Origin of the sequence: Flavobacterium sp. ACN6, assembly GCF_002304005.1 — a bacterium.
Taxonomy (GTDB): domain Bacteria; phylum Bacteroidota; class Bacteroidia; order Flavobacteriales; family Flavobacteriaceae; genus Flavobacterium.
In genome coordinates this window covers 447,891-464,468 of sequence record NZ_MRCQ01000001.1, presented here as the reverse complement: position 1 = coordinate 464,468, position 16,578 = coordinate 447,891, and the positions used below count along the sequence as shown (strand labels likewise).

Genomic DNA, 16,578 nt, shown 5'->3' with positions numbered 1-16,578 from the left:
ACTTATTTGGTAAAGGGGTTTTTCGATTAAAGAGTATTATATTTACTTGTAAAACGATTTAATTATGAAAGCATTAATAATTGGAGCAACAGGCGCAACGGGAAAAGAATTGGTCGAACAGCTTTTAGAAGATAGTAGTTATACTTCGGTTTCTATTTTCGTAAGGCGTTCCTTTGGGAAATCAAATCCAAAACTTACGGAACATATTGTTGATTTTTCAGATGTCAATTCCTTTCAGGATTTAATTACTGGAGATGTTCTTTTTTCTTGTCTCGGAACAACCTTAAAAGATGCAGGTTCAAAAGACAATCAGTGGAAAATTGATTTTGAAATTCCAGCAGCATTTGCAGCTTCCGCTAAAAAAAATCAAGTAAATTCGTTTGTATTAGTTTCAACTTACGGAGCTTCATCAAAAAGCAGTGTTTTTTATTCTAAAATGAAAGGAAAGCTTGAAGAACATATACGTGACCTTCAATTTCCTCAATATATAATTTTCAGGCCAGGACCATTAATCCGTCAAAACACAGATCGTTTGGGCGAAAAAATTTCAGTAAAAATTCTGAAAGCACTAAACGCAATGGGTCTTTTTAAAAATCTGAAACCAATTTCAACAGCATTTTTAGCACAGAAATTAGCCAAAGCTCCAAAAATACTTCCTAAAGATACTGTAACACTGGAACTGGATCAAATTATCGAATTGTAATTTTTTTATAGGAATTAGAAAACATTCCTGTAAAAATTTCGTATATATAGCAATATATACCTGTACAAAATTAGATTAGAGCTTGTAAATCAATAAAAAGGAGATTTGAAACCCAAAAAAAGGAGACAAATCTCTTATTTTAAATTTATCTTTGTACGCTTTACCTACATAATACCATGAATAACAATTTCCCCATCCCAGAAAACGAATTACAACGTTTAGCCGCTTTAAAACGTTACAATATATTAGATACACTTCCTGATCATGCTTTTGATGATGCCACAAAACTTGTGTCGTACATCTGCGGTGTCCCTATTGCTCATATTTCCTTTATAGACGAGAGCAGACAATGGTTTAAATCTGAAATAGGCGTTGGTGTTTCAGAAGTACCTCGTGAAATTTCTTTTTGCCGTTATACCATTTTAGATACCAAAATGGTCGAAATAAAGGATACTCATTTAAACGATCAGTTTAAGGAAGATCCTAATGTTACAGGCGGCTTCAATGTGAGATTCTATGCTGGAGTTCCAATTACAACACCTGATGGATATAATATTGGAACGCTGTGCGCTATAGATCATATTGCAAAAGAACTCAATGAAAATCAGCGAAATGCACTTTCAATTGTTGCCAAACACGTGATGGCTCAATTAGAATTAGGGACAAAAAATATTCAATTAGATGCTCAAAAGAAAATTGCAGAAAAAGCGGTTCTTGCAAGAGACAGTTTTGTAGCCAATATGAGCCACGAAATTAGAACGCCTTTAAATGCCGTAATTGGTTTTACTGATCTTTTAGCGCAGACAGAACTGGACGAAGTACAGCGTGATTATATCGAAAGTGTACAAATTGCAGGAGAAAATCTGCTTTTGATTGTAAATGACATTCTGGATCTTTCTAAAATTGAATCTGGAAATTTAGCAATCGATTCAGAGCCTTTTAATTTAAAAAAGACACTTAAACACGCTTATAATTTATTAAAAGTAAAAGTTCAGAAAGAAGTAGATTTTAATCTCTTTTTAGATGCAGAAATGCCCGACGTTGTGGTTGGTGACCAAGGAAGACTGAACCAGATTTTGGTTAATCTTATAGGAAACTCACTTAAATTTACAAATGAAGGCGAAGTAACCGTTTCTGTAAAAAAAATGGAGGAAACAGAAGATAACTACACACTGAAGTTTTCTGTAAAAGATACCGGAATTGGGATACAAAAAAATAAACTTACGACTATTTTCGAACGTTTTACGCAAGGTGAAGATAGTACCACACGTACTTACGGAGGTACGGGACTTGGTCTTAATATTGTAAAGCAGTTGATAGAATTGCAAAATGGCGAAATCTACGTTAAAAGTGAACTAAACCGCGGTTCTGAATTTTCATTTATACTTACTTATAAAAAGGCTCAGGATAGAGAAACAGCACCTAAACTAATTTCTAAAAATGATCTTGGTCATTTAAAAATACTACTTTGCGAAGACAATGTTTTGAATCAGAAACTGGCAAAAAGTGTAATCAATAATTTTGGTTTTGATCTGGATATTGCACATAATGGCGAAGAAGGAATTGAACTTTTGTCTCAAAATAAATATGATTTGGTTCTAATGGACCTTCAAATGCCGCTTAAAGATGGGTACCAGACAACAGAATACATTCGTAATGAAATGAATTCGTCTATTCCTATTATTGCCATGACCGCGCACTCTTTGGTTGGAGAACAGGAACGCTGCTATAAAGTAGGAATGAATGCTTATGTACCAAAACCTTTTAAACAGGCAGTTCTTTTAAAAGCGATAAAAACGGTAATGAATCCAGATAAAGAAGTTCACCACAAAAGGACTGTAGATCTCTCTTTTCTAGACGAAATGGCTTGCGGCGATACCGATTTCAGAAAAGACATGATTGATCTTTTTATAGAGAAAATTCCAAATCAAACAGCGCAGCTCGAAGAAGCATTTCACAATTCCGATCACGATACTGTGAAAAAATTGGCGCATAATATGAAATCCAGCTTAGATATTTTTATGCTTACAGACCTTAGCAATTGTGCGGCTATAATTGAAGAAGAAGCTTCTGCAGGTCAATTTACCAGCGAAACTTTGGATAAAGTCAATATTTTACATTGCGGTATTATCGAAGTCGTAAAAATTCTGAAAGAGCTATGATAAAAGAGAAATAAGCTCTAGCTTTACAATAATGATGTTATAATAAAAGTTTGCCCCAAGAAAAAATATAAAAAAATGAGAATTATTTTAGCAGAAGATAATGACATCCTACGCAAATCATTATCTTTTTTCTTAGAGTCTAAAGGATTTAGTGTTGACCAGTTTTCTGATGGAGAAGAAGCATTACAAGCTATACAAAACAATCCATACGATCTAATCCTGACAGATATAAATATGCCCGGTAAAAGCGGCATGGAAATTACGCAATACGTTAGAGAGCATATTAGCGCAGAGACTCCCATAATTATACTGACATCTTCTGGTGTAGAACAAACCGAACTAGATTCTTTTGACATTGGCGCAAACGAATTTATTGCTAAACCTGTGAGTCCGGCCGTGCTTTTGGTGAGAATTAATAAATTACTAAATAAACGTTTCTAATGAAGTTTATATATTATTCAATTTTAATGCTTTTTATTTCGTCTATTGCAATTGGACAAGAATTGTCTATTGATGAAACGCTGGCGAATGTAAAACGGGAGGTTGAAAAAGAAAACTACGAAAAAGCATTAGCATTAATTGAGCCTTTACGTGCCAAATTTCCTGAAAATGAAGATGTCCAAGTTTATACTGGACGTATTTACAGCTGGAAAAAAGACTATAAAACGGCAGTAAAGATTTTGTCTCCAATGGCAGACCGAGCAAATCCGAATGCAGAAGCTTTACAGGCACTTGTTACTATTTATTTTTGGTCGGAAGATTATGAAAAGTGTATTGCATACTGCGATAAATATCTGGCAATTGATCCAAAATCGATTGATGTTTTAAAGATAAAAGCAACTTGTCTCGAAAAACTGAACCGCGACCAAGAAGCATTAGATTTAATCGAAAAATTCTCTTCTATAGATAATAGCACACAGGCTTTTAGAGGAATCCGAACATTGATCGGACGTAAAGCAAAAAATGCTGTATCTGCTTCGTATTTAAATATTTCGACATCAGAACCAGGACTTTCTCCATTTCATTACGGATATGTAGAATATTCACATAAATTCAGCAAATCCGCTATTGTCGGCCGTGCCAATGTAGGAAATATTGGTGATGATACCCAAATGTTATTTGAAGCCGATTATTATCAAACCTTTTCCAATAAAAGTTATTTATATGCAAATGGAGGCGTTTCTACAGGCGAAACGATATTTCCTGTCGCAAAAGCAGGTTTAGAATATTACTTTGCACCACACAAAAAGTTTGATTACTCTTTGGGAGCAAGATTTATGCATTTTGAAACAGATGATATTACTTTGCTTACAGGTCAACTGGCTTATACTGCAGGAGTTTACACAGTGGCTTACAGACCGTATTATGATACAACAAACGAGTTGTTTTCTCACGTTTTAAGTTTACAAAAAGTAAATGAAGAAAAAGAACGTTTGATTAGATTCGAACTGCAATACGGAAATGTGCCGTATTTGTATCTTTATAATAGCTTTACACAGCCCTTAAAAGCTTATAGAGCAGGAATTCAGTACCAGCATCGTTTTGGAGAATCCTTTTTTGTTCGCCCAATTTTCCTGTATGAGCGCGAAGAATATGTTCCGGGAGAATATAGAAACAGGTTTAATTTACAGTTAATTGTAACCAAACGTTTTTAATATGACAGAAATCTGGGAATCATATAAAAATGGAAATTGGGAAGTGCCTTTTCTAACTTTCGCCATATACATATTTGTATGTGCATCATTTATTTTGTACTTGTTTATTGTAGCAAGCCGAAATACAAAAATAAAAAAAGAAAGACTTCGCACCGAATACGACAAAGAGATTAATCAGCTCATGACATCGGTGATTTTTGAGGATGCTTCCTTTGCAGCTATCAAAGAAAATAAAAACTTTTTGGTGCTTTTGGACACTTCCTTTTTTAGAGAAGTACTGACGGAGTCAATTATCAACCTGCACAAAAATTACGAAGGCGTTTATGCACAGAAATTGGAACAATTTTACAAAGATTCTAATCTCATAAAAGGGTCATTTAAAAAGCTTAAGAGCCTGAAATGGGAAGTAAAATGCAAAGGAATTACAGAATTGGCAGAATTCAATATAATTGATGCTTTCGATAAGATTATAATCTATTCTAAAGCGAGAAATAAAACCTTAAAAATTACTGCCATAAATGCTTGTATTAAGCTTGCAGGAACAAACAGCATTATATATCTCGTAGAACATCCAGACCCAATCGACGAGTGGACCCAGCTGAATATTATCGACGCTTTTAAAAGACACGATGTTGGCGACACCGAAGGAATTGAGCATTTATTGGAATCACAAAATACAACTGTTATAGCGCTTGGATTAAAGCTGATAAAAGAATTAAAGCTCACACAGAAAATTCCTTTTGTAGCACAACTGGCTGAAAAAGCGCCAAATACAATGATAAAATACGAAGCCCAAAGTATTCTGCAGACATTAACAGTATAAATTTATAAAAACAAATGACTTTTTTTAATACTGAAATAACATGGTTCTTAGATGTGTATATCCTGCTGATTTTGGGATATGCGATATTGATCATGTCTTCGTATCTAATTTTAGCCTATCTCTCTACAAAAGAGCTTAGAAGTTACCTCAAAAAAAATAGCTTTGTAGATTATAACGTACTTCTTACCAGCGAATTTGCACCAAAACTGTCACTTATTGCGCCTGCATACAATGAGGGTTTAACTATTCAAGAAAATGTAAAATCACTATTATCTCTTAATTATAATAATTATGAGGCCATTTTAGTGAATGACGGGAGCAAGGATAATTCGATGGAAATCCTGATTAAAACCTATGATTTGGTTTTGACGGAACTGGATATTCATCCTAAAATAGAAACAAAAAAGATTAAAGGAATCTATAAATCCAGAAATGCAGCCTACAAAAAATTGATTGTAGTTGACAAAGAAAATGGAGGTAAAGCCGACGCGTTGAATGTTGGACTTAATATTGCCGAAAATCCTTATGTTGTTTGTATTGATGTCGATTGTATTCTCGATAAAGATTCACTTTTAAAACTCGCAAAACCATTTTTAGAATCTCAAGGAAAACGAATTATTGCCACTGGCGGAGTTGTTCGAATAGCCAATCAATGTGTGATTAAAAACGGACGTTTGGTTGAGGTTAATATTCCAGACCGAATGCTGCCTAGAATTCAGGTTTTAGAATATCTAAGGGCTTTTCTTTTAGGAAGAATGGCGTGGGGAAGATTGGATGGTTTATTGCTTATCAGCGGTGCATTTGGAGCATTTGACAAAGAAGTAGCGATATTAGCCGGAGGTTACAGTACAAAAACCGTTGGCGAAGACATGGAATTGATCGTAAGAATGCGCCGTTATATGCTGGAAAACAAACTTCCGTATGCCGTTAGTTACATTCCCGATCCGCTTTGCTGGACAGAAGCTCCAGAAGATTTTACGATTTTTAAAAAACAACGCAGCCGCTGGATGCGAGGAACAATAGAAACACTTGGTATTCACAAAAAAATGTTCCTGAATCCGAAATATAAACTGTTAGGAATGTTGAGCGTACCATATTGGACCTTGTTTGAGTTTTTAGCTCCTGCAATTGAATTTATTGGTCTTCTAATAACTATTTTGTTTATTATTTTCGGTCTGTTAAACTGGCATTTCTTCTTTTTGCTTTTGCTATTTGTATATTCTTTTGCTGTTTTCTTTTCAGTTATCGCTTTATTCAGTGAAGAACGAACCTATCATAAATATCCAAAACAAATTGATTTCTTTAAGCTTCTTATGGCCGCTTTTATAGAGCCATTGTATTTTCATCCGCTTACTGTTTATGCTGCATTAGTTGGTTATAAAGAAAAAATTATGGGAACCAAAGGCTGGGGAGAAATGACGAGAAAAGGATTCACGAAGAAAGAGTGAGTTTAATTATTAATTGTTAATTGTTAATTGTTAATTGTTAATTGTTAATTGTGAGTTGTTAACTAGATTTTTTTGTATTGATATTCATATTGACATTGAAATTGATTTTTAAAACTATATAAAAAAAGCGTTCGCCTTGGCGAACGCTTTTTGGTTTACTATACAGAAATCTTTATTCGTATTTTAAGTATTTTAAAACATCAACTTTTGTGGCTTGATAGGCTTTTGTTAAAACAATGCATAGCGTTAGAAATAGTAAAATAACAAAAGAAAATAAAAACGGCAGCACTGGAATTTCAATTCTAAAAGCGAAATTATTGAGCCATTTTTGCAATAAAAAATAAGCTGGAAAAATGGCGATTAGAAATCCAATTGCACAATACAAAACATATTGTTTTGATAATTCTTTCAATAAAATATTGGTTTCTGCTCCTAAAGTTTTTCGAATCGCAATTTCTTTCATTCTCCTCTGAATCGAATAAGAAGCTAATGCAAATAATCCAAACAAAGCAATAAGAATGACTACAACATTCAATAAAGAAAATAAATTTTTTTGCTTGACGTACGATTCGTAAGTTCTGGCGTATTCCTTATTTACGAAATCATATTTAAAGGGATATTCGGGATCTACTTTTGACCATAATTTTTCTATGCTTTCAATTGTCTTTCCTGAAGCATCAAGTTTTAATTTTATAAAAACTTTGTTGATATCATGTGACATTCCCAAGGTCTTTAGGTGATAGAATGAAATTGGAGGTACTTTCATTTCTGGGCTTAATAAATTAAAATCCTTAACAATACCAATAATTTTTAATTTTTGATTTCGTATCAATAATTCTTCTCCAATCGGATTCTTAATATTCATCAACTTTAAAGCACTTTCGTTTATAATCACCGAATTAATAGTGTCTGAAGCTAGTTTTCTGTCAAAATTTCTTCCTTTGATAATTTTGATATTCAACATTTCAAACATGCCAAAATCCAAGGCTATTGTTCTCTCCTTAAAAAGTTCATCTTTATATAACACAGGATTAATAAAATTGTCAGAACCATCAAAAGAAATAAGACCGGTTGAAATTTCTTCGACACCTTTTATTTTGCTTAATTGATCCTTTATAAGACTGTATTTACTGTAGATATTTTTTTCTGCATTTTCTCCCTCATAATCGGAAGAAGGAAAGTTTAATGTTACAGAAATTACCTGATTTCCTTTAAACCCAAGATCTTTATTTTGTAAATATTGAATTTGTTCATAAACAATATAAGATCCAATTATAAAAAAGGCAGCAATTGCAAATTGAAAAATAAGCATTCCATTACGCAGCCAAATTCCGTTTTTACTTCTTCCAAAATTTCCTTTCAAAACTTTTAAAGTTTCAAAATTCGCTACATAAACCGCAGGAAATAGTCCTGCAGTAAATACGGTAATTATAAAAATTAAAAGCAGCTGCCAGTAAAATTGATTTCCAAGAAGTATAAGGTCTTTATTTAAGAAATTATTGTAATAAGGCAAGGTTATTTCTACAATTACTAATGCCAGTAAAATTGAAAAAGAAGTTGTTATAATAGTTTCAAAAATAAATTGACAGATAATATTTCTCTTAGAAGCCCCGGTAATTTTGCGCACTCCAACTTCCTTCGCTCGTTTTACTGCATTTGCGGTGGCGAGATTGATGTAATTAATTATTGATAAAATGAGAATCAAAATTGATAACCCCATCATAATCATTAAAAATTGATAATTGCCTCTGCCTTCAGGATAACCATCTGTTATAGAATGTAATCTGGATTGCGAAAGCGGTTCTAGTACAACATTAAAATAACCTACTTTCTTTCCCATGTCCTCAAACGTAAAACCTTCTTGTTTTGCTAAACGTTTAATGAAATCATAGTTATAGATTCGTTCCAGTTTTTTTCTTGTATTTTCAACTTTTGATGGATCTTTAACTTTTAGCAATAATTTAAAAACAAAGGGATTTATTATCGAGGAGTTTACGAGTTTATCCATTTTATTGATGATAACATTTGGCGCAATGGATGAGTTTCCCGGAACTCGATAAACTGCCCTAACAGAAAATAGTTGATCGAAACATTTAATTTGTTTTCCAATTGGATTTTCGTTTCCAAAGATTCTTTTTGCAATATTATCTGAAATTGCAATGCTAGAATCGTCTTTTATGGACGAAATCGCATCTCCCTTTAAAATTTCAAAAGGGAAAAAGGAAAAAAAGTTATGTTGCACATTAATGATTTTATCTACAAATTCCTTCTTCCCTTTGTAAATAATTTTATTTTTTTGATACCAATCATCCCCATACATTATGGCTTCAATATTTGGATCTGCATCCAGGGCAGGTTTTAAAAATAAGGCACAATCTGACCAAGACGTCATATCTTTCAATTGCACCAAAACCTGATAAACATTGTCTTTCTCTGGATTCCAAGAATTGTAATTTTTTTCGTCGTTCCAGTAAAGAAGCGCGAAAATCAAACCTGCAATTCCTACAGATAATCCGAGAATATTAAGAGCAGTAAAAAGTTTACTGTTCTTTATTTGATAGATAAATATATTTGTCCAGTTTCTTAGCATCTTACTCGTATTTTAAATATTTTAAAACATCAACTTTTGTTACTTGGTATGCTTTGGCGAGAACTATTGTCAGTGTTAGAAACAGCAGCGAAACAAAAGCAAGAATAAACGGCAGTACGGGAATATCAATACGGAAAGCAAAATTCTCAAGCCATTTTTGCAATAAAATATAAGCAGGAATAATTCCGATTAAAAAGCCTATAATACAGAACACCACATATTGTTTAGATAGTTCTTTCAGCAGTGTATTCGTTTCTGCGCCAAGTGTTTTTCTGATGGCAATTTCTCTTAACCTTCTTTCCATAGAAAAAGAGGCGAGTGCAAACAATCCGAAAACAGCAATTAGAATTACAACGACATTTAGCAAGGCTAATAGATTTCTTTGATCTTCATACTTTCTGTAGGTTTTGGCGAAGTTTTTATCTACAAAATTATATTCGAAAGGATATTCAGAATCCACTTCTTTAGACCAAAAAGTCTTTAGAGACGAAATGGTAGTTGAAATATCTTTTTTCGCAAGCTTTACAGAAATGTATTCTATATTACCCTGTGTCCATTTCTGAGTATTTATATGAAACAAAATCATAGGATTAATTTCATTGTCTAAGCCAGAATAATGAAAGTTTTTGACGATTCCCACAACGGTATATTTGTGGCCGTTCCATTCGATTACCTTATTCACAAGACCTTTTTCCTGCAAAGCTTTGGCAGCGACTTCATTCAGCAAAACGTTAGAAATAGTATCCGAGGCAAGCTTTTCTGTAAGCGCTCTTCCTTTTATAACTTTTATTCCCAACATTTCAAGCATTCCAAAATCAAAGCCGATTTGCTGAACGACAGTAACTTTATTGTTGTTATATAAGCCTCCTTTTGAAACTTCATTTTCCCCAATAGAAAATGCCCCGGCAGAAACAGCTTCGACACCGTTGATTTTTTCTATTTCCTGTTGTATGCTTTTGTATTCTGCAAATTTACCTTTACCTCTTTGTTCTCTAAAAGCGATATTCATTACCTGGGATCCAGTAAAACCCAAATCTTTTTCTACCATAAAGTTGACCTGCTGGTAAACTATAGCAGAGCCGATGATGAAAAAGGCTGCAATGGAAAATTGTATAACCAGCATACTGTTTCGCAGCCATATTCCGCTTTTACTGCGAGAATAATTACCTTTTAAAACATTTAAAACTTCAAAATTTGAAATGTAAACTGCTGGAAAAACGCCGCATACAAAAATCACGATTGCAAAGATTATAGCGAGCTGCAGGTAAAATTCTGATCCGGCTAGAACTAATTCTTTGTTTAAAAAGTGATTGTAAAATGGCAAAGTAATTTCAACAAGTACGAGCGCCAATAATATTGCAAATAAGGTAATTAAAGCGGTTTCAAATACAAACTGAAAAACGATTTGCAATTTCGTTGCGCCAACAATTTTTCTAACACCAACTTCTTTTGCACGTTTTATGGCATTTGCCGTGGCTAAGTTGATATAATTTACGATTGATAGCAATAAGATTAATAGGGATAGACCCATTAATATTTGTAAAAACTGGAGATTTCCGGTTCCTTCCGGAAATGGATAATTTCCCTTATAAAGTCTTGAGTTTTCAAATGGGATTAATTTAACTTTGAAGGGTTCCCCGAACTTTTTTATAAATGCTTCAAGTGACAGGCCTTCTTTTCTCGCTTGCCTCTTGTAGTTTTTTTCGAGAAACAATTGTTCCAGACTTTTAACGACTAGCGGAGCATTACTTTTCTTTTTTAATTTTAGAACTAAACCAAAATTAAAACCCCAATGGTCTTTTAAATGTTCCAGATTTTCTTCGATGAGGTTCGTCACTGCATTCGGCATTACAACTGATTTTCCGGGTATTCGATAAACACCGCGAACAACAAAAATTTTATCAGCGTATTTTACTTGTCTGCCAACAGGGTTTTCATTTTTAAATAAACGAAAAGCAGTTTCTTCAGAAAAAACAATGCTTTGCGGATCGTGCAGCGCACTTTTTGCATCGCCATATTTGAATTCAAATGGAAAAAAAGAAAAGAAACTATTTTGGGCAGAAAATATTTTGTCTACTAATTCTATTTTGCCATTATGCTGTATTGTTTCTTTCGTGTATTCGGTATCAAAATAGCAGTAATTTTCTAAATACGAAGTAGCTGCTTTTATTGCCGGCGCGATAATAGCAGAGTTTGCAGGAAATACATTTCCATCTCCAAGATCATTCATAACGATAAATGTTTTATCATTAGAAGAATTCCAATCATCATAAGAATGTTCGTCGTTCCAATAAAGAATAGCAAAAATCAAACCTGCAATTCCTATGGATAATCCTAAAACATTTAGAATCGAAAACAGTTTATTGTTTTTGATATGGTATATAAATATTCGTATATAATTTTGAATCATTTTATTCGTATTTAAGATATTGTAAAACATCAACCTTTGACGCTTGATACATACGTGAAAGCACCACGGCCAGCGTTAAAAATAATAGGGCAATGAAACCAATAAGAAACGGATAGACAGAAATCTCTATTCTAAAAACAAAATCTTCAAGCCATTTATTCAGCAGGTAATAAACTGGAAACAAAGCCAGTAAATAACCAATAAGACAAAAGATTATGTATTGTTTAGAAAGTTCTTTTAGTAAAGCGGCGGTTTCGGCACCCAGCGTTTTTCTAATAGCGATTTCTTTCATTCGGTTTTGTATGGAATAAGAAGCCAAAGCAAAAAGTCCGAAAAGGGCAATTAGAATTACAATTACGTTTAAGAGCGAAAAAAGACGACTCTGTTTGATGTATTCTTTATAATTTCTCGCATAAGCTTTATCGACAAAATCGTAATGAAAAGGGGAGTCGGCATCTATGTTTTTCTGCCAAAACTTCTCCATATTGCCAATCGTATTTGTAATATCATTTTGGTTGATCTTTACGAATATTTGATTGACATTCAGGTTCGTCCAGTCTATTGTTCTGAGATGAAAAAATACCATGGGCGGAATTTCGGCTTTTGGTCCCCAAAGATTAAAATCTTTTACAATACCAATTATTTTGACTTTTTTATTATTCCAATTTACGATTTTGCCAATCGGATTTTTTTCATCCATTAACTTTAAGGCTTTTTCATTCACCAGCATAGCATCAATGCTATCAGATGCAATTGCAGGGTCTAAATAACGGCCTTGACTCAACTTAATTTTCATCATTTCGAGCATTCCATAATCGACAGCTATATTCTGACCCAGAATAGTTTTGTCCTTATAATTAAAAGTCGATGATATACTGCTCCCGGTCGCAAATGAAATTACACCCGTACTAACCTGCGAAACGCCTTTAATTTTAGAAATTTCCTGCTTAATGGTTTGGTATCTTCTAAAGAGTTTTTCATCTGCTTTAGCATCATTCGGGTCAAAAAAAGGTTTTTTATATTTAATTTCTAAAACCTGATCTCCTTTAAAACCTAAATCCCGTTTATTCAGATAATTAACCTGCTGGTATACAATGTAAGATCCTATCATGAAGAAAGAAGCAATCGAGAATTGTAAAATCAGCATTCCATTTCGGAGCCAGACACCGCTTTTGCTTCTGCTGAAATCTCCTTTCAGAACTTTCAGCGTTTCAAAATTCGAAATGTAAATTGCAGGTAATATTCCAGCCGCAATGATTGTAACAACAAAAATAATCACAAGCTCAAGGGCAAACAGATATCCAGAAATGGTTAAATTCTTTTCTAAAAAATTATTATAAAAAGGCAGTGACAATTCTACCAAGACTAAAGCGAGCAAAATTGCGAAAGAGGTTGTAATCACCGTTTCAAAAATAAATTGCAGGACAATATTACTTTTAGAGGCGCCTACAATTTTTCTAACACCAACTTCTTTGGCTCTTTTTATGGCATTTGCAGTTGCTAAATTGATGTAATTGAACAAAGACAAAATCAATATTAAAAAAGACAATGACATCATAATCATCAAAAATTGATAATTGCCCTGACCTTCTGCATAACCGTCAATTTCCGAATGTAATCTGGCATCTTTTAGCGGTTCCAGCTGGACTTTAATATCATCTTTTCCATTTTTCTTAATCCAGTTGGCAATTGAAATCCCTTCTTCTTTTGCCCATTTTAGAGAACGGTTTTTAAAGAACAAATTGTTCATTTTGGCAGTCACTTTATCCTTGTCATCCGGATTTTTTAATTTTAGTAACAATCCCATATCAAAAGTTCCCCAATTGTCTTTATGTTCCCGAATTCTCTCTGCTGTAAAATTGGTAATTGCATCTGGTGCCAGAGAAGATTTCCCAGGAACGGTATAAATTCCTGTTACGATAAGTTTTTTATCATAAAAAGTCACCGTTTTGCCGAGTGCATTGACAGTTCCAAATAGATTTAGCGCTGTTTTTTTAGAAATGGCAATACAAGTTTCATCTTTTAAAGCCGTCTGACTATTTCCTTTAATAAAATCAAAAGGAAACATCTCAAAGAAAGTTTTTTGTGCATTTATAGTATTAAAAACGCCTTTTTTGTTTTGGTATTGAATTGTTTTTTCGGCATACCAATTATCTAAATAACAATAACTTTCTATCTCCTTAAAATCGGTTTTAAAATAACTTTCAAATGTCAGAACATTAGTTCCCCATGTATTGGTCGGACTTACTTTACTTAGAGATTGAAAAACGACATCTTTATTAGGATTCCAGTCATTGTAGCTTTGTTCGTCATTCCAATATAAAATCGAAAAGATCAAACCAGCAATTCCAATACTCAAACCCAAAATGTTTAAAGCGGTAAAGAATTTGTTGTTTTTGAGATGAAAAATAAAAGTATTAATCCAGTTTTTCAGCATCATTCTAGTTTTTAGCAGTTACCAAAACATCTACATTTCTATGATTTAGTTTTTCGGAAAGAATCATTCCGTCTTTCATTAAAATCGTTTTCTGCGAAAAAGAAGCATCATAGTCAGAGTGCGTTACCATTAGGATTGTAGCGCCGTTGGCATGAAGATCTGTTAATAATTCCATTACTTCATTTCCGTTTTTACTGTCCAGGTTTCCTGTTGGCTCATCGGCTAAAATAATTTTCGGATTATTTATTAAAGCTCTTGCCACGGCAACACGTTGCTGCTGACCGCCAGAAAGTTGCTGCGGAAAGTGTTTTAAACGATGTGAAATTCCTAATTTGTCTGCAATCGCATTTACTTTTTTCTTTCTCTCAGCAGAAGGAATGTTATTGTAAATCAGCGGTAATTCGATATTATCATAAACCGATAATTCGTCAATTAAATTGAAGTTTTGGAAGATGAATCCGATGTTTTCTTTTCTGGCTTTTGATTTTGGTTTTTCTTTTAAACCAACCATTTCCTGACCAAGAAGCTCGTAACTTCCTTCCGAAGCGCTGTCCAAAAGTCCGACAATATTGAGTAAAGTCGATTTTCCGCTTCCAGATGGCCCCATAATCGAAAGAAAATCACCTTGGTTAATTGTTAATGAAATTTCGCTTAATGCTTTGGTTTCTAATTCTTCTGTTCTAAATACTTTTGAAAGCTTTGTAATAGTAATCATAAATGATGTTTTTGGTTTTTGATTGATTTTCTTTTTAAAATTTAATGCTTTCAAAAGTGAAAGAAACAAGTTTGAAAATTAAGACAATTTACATTGTAATTTGTACCTAATTATTTTGTTATTTTAACTTCCGAAAGGCTTTAATAATTAACGATTTACCAGTTTTAATGTGATTTTCATGCCAATAATTTAAACGTTGTAACTGCTTTGTTTTTAATGTTTTATTTATTGAAAAAAATCTGAACTGTCCACAAATGGACACCTTTCGTCCAAAACCGAACAATAATGAAAAAGACAAACGCTTCAATTTTAATCATCGACGATCAGGAAGACATACTTTTTGCGTCGAAAGTCTACCTAAAAAAGTATTTTGAAACCATTTATACACTCAATAATCCAAAAAATATCGTCGAATTATTGGCAAAAAATAATATAGATGTTGTTTTATTAGACATGAATTATAGAATTGGTTTTGAAGATGGGAGAGAAGGTTTGTACCTGCTGAAAGAAATCAAAACGCTTTCGCCAAAAACAGTTGTCATTTTAATGACCGCCTTTGGAAAAGTAGAAACCGCTGTTGAAGGTTTGAAATCGGGTGCTTTTGACTATATTTTGAAACCTTGGGAAAATAAAAAACTATTAGAATCTGTAAAACAAGCCTTAGATAAAGCTCGTAAAGAACAGCGAAAAGTTAAAGAAGTCGAAATTAAAAATGACTTTTTTGCGGGCAATTCTGAGATTATCAAAAAAGCATATTCTTTGGCAGATAAAGTTGCAAGAACAGATGCTAATGTTTTGATTTTAGGCGAAAACGGAACAGGTAAATTCGTTTTGGCGCATCATATTTATTCGCAGTCAGAAAGAAAAAACCAGCCTTTTGTTGCCGTTGATTTAGGTTCTTTAAATTCTAATATTTTCGAAAGCGAATTATTTGGTTATGCTAAAGGCGCTTTTACCGATGCGAAAACAGATACGCCCGGACGTTTTGAAATGGCGCAGAACGGAACTATTTTTTTGGACGAAATAGGAAATGTACCGCTTCATTTACAATCGAAACTTCTGCAGGTTATTCAAACCAAAACGGTGACGAGATTGGGCGAAACAAAACCAAGACCTTTAAACGTTCGAATTATTACGGCAACCAATTTAGACCTGAAATTGGAAGTGGCTGATAAAAACTTCCGTGAAGACTTGTATTATCGTATAAATACGATGGAAATTATCTTGCCTCCGCTGCGAGAAAGAAACGAAGATAAGATTCCGCTTGCCGAATATCTTTTAGATAAAATGATTGAAAAGTACGGAAGAGACGAAATTTCTTTTGATAAAAAAGTGCTGGAACAAATTGAAAAACATGCTTGGAACGGAAACATCCGCGAAATGGAAAATAAGATCGAGCGCGCAGTGATTCTCTGCGAAAATAATACCATTACGGTTTCCGATTTAGATTTAGAAATCATAACGCCTTATGACGAAAATCCAGATGATATTCAGCTTTCATCTGTTGAAAAAGCGACGGTAGAAAAAGCACTTCTTAAAAATAATAATAATATTAGTAAAACGGCAGAAGAATTGGGACTTTCAAGAGGTTCTTTGTACCGTCGTTTAGAGAAATATAATATCAATATCAACTAA

Annotated in this window: 11 protein-coding genes; 7 read left to right on the top strand and 4 right to left on the bottom strand. The window is 33.4% G+C overall.

All coding sequences use genetic code 11. The features are described 5' to 3' along the window. Positions 1–64: 64 nt before the first annotated feature. From BSF42_RS02070 to BSF42_RS02045, 6 genes are all read left to right on the top strand, one after another. A complete protein-coding gene (locus BSF42_RS02070) occupies positions 65–703 on the top strand; it encodes an NAD(P)H-binding protein (protein WP_095951458.1) in 639 nt (212 codons plus the stop codon). 176 nt (positions 704–879) lie between these two features. After that, complete coding sequence (locus BSF42_RS02065) at positions 880–2,865, top strand: GAF domain-containing hybrid sensor histidine kinase/response regulator (protein WP_095951457.1); 1,986 nt, start codon at positions 880–882, stop codon at positions 2,863–2,865. A 75-nt stretch (positions 2,866–2,940) separates the two neighbouring features. Continuing rightward, the gene (locus BSF42_RS02060) at positions 2,941–3,306 is read left to right on the top strand and encodes a response regulator transcription factor (protein ID WP_095951456.1); all 366 of its coding nucleotides are present in this window, start codon (positions 2,941–2,943) and stop codon (positions 3,304–3,306) included. Continuing rightward, on the top strand, positions 3,306–4,520 hold the full coding sequence (locus tag BSF42_RS02055; protein ID WP_095951455.1) for a YaiO family outer membrane beta-barrel protein: 1,215 nt from the start codon (positions 3,306–3,308) through the stop codon (positions 4,518–4,520). The genes BSF42_RS02060 and BSF42_RS02055 overlap by 1 nt, the downstream gene beginning before the upstream one ends. A 1-nt stretch (position 4,521) precedes the next feature. Then, positions 4,522–5,343, top strand: a complete 822-nt coding sequence (locus BSF42_RS02050; protein WP_095951454.1) for a hypothetical protein — start codon at positions 4,522–4,524, stop codon at positions 5,341–5,343. 14 nt (positions 5,344–5,357) lie between these two features. Then, positions 5,358–6,791: a glycosyltransferase gene (locus BSF42_RS02045; RefSeq protein ID WP_095951453.1), complete on the top strand. Its 1,434-nt coding sequence runs from the start codon at positions 5,358–5,360 to the stop codon at positions 6,789–6,791. A gap of 172 nt (positions 6,792–6,963) precedes the next feature. Here BSF42_RS02045 and BSF42_RS02040 read toward each other — a convergent pair whose 3' ends face one another. Genes BSF42_RS02040 through BSF42_RS02025 form a run of 4 tightly spaced genes read right to left on the bottom strand, consistent with a single transcriptional unit; the run spans position 6,964 to position 14,943 of the window. Continuing rightward, positions 6,964–9,381: an ABC transporter permease gene (locus BSF42_RS02040; RefSeq protein ID WP_095951452.1), complete on the bottom strand. Its 2,418-nt coding sequence runs from the start codon at positions 9,379–9,381 to the stop codon at positions 6,964–6,966. Between the two features lies 1 nt (position 9,382). After that, the gene (locus BSF42_RS02035) at positions 9,383–11,791 is read right to left on the bottom strand and encodes an ABC transporter permease (RefSeq protein WP_095951641.1); all 2,409 of its coding nucleotides are present in this window, start codon (positions 11,789–11,791) and stop codon (positions 9,383–9,385) included. 1 nt (position 11,792) lies between these two features. Next, entirely contained in the window at positions 11,793–14,231 is a 2,439-nt protein-coding gene (locus BSF42_RS02030; protein ID WP_371614927.1) for an ABC transporter permease, read from the bottom strand. Position 14,232: 1 nt separating this feature from the next. Further along, the gene (locus BSF42_RS02025; RefSeq protein ID WP_095951639.1) at positions 14,233–14,943 is read right to left on the bottom strand and encodes an ABC transporter ATP-binding protein; all 711 of its coding nucleotides are present in this window, start codon (positions 14,941–14,943) and stop codon (positions 14,233–14,235) included. Between the two features lie 285 nt (positions 14,944–15,228). Between BSF42_RS02025 and BSF42_RS02020 the strand changes: the two genes are divergently transcribed. Beyond that, positions 15,229–16,578, top strand: a complete 1,350-nt coding sequence (locus BSF42_RS02020; protein WP_095951451.1) for a sigma-54 dependent transcriptional regulator — start codon at positions 15,229–15,231, stop codon at positions 16,576–16,578.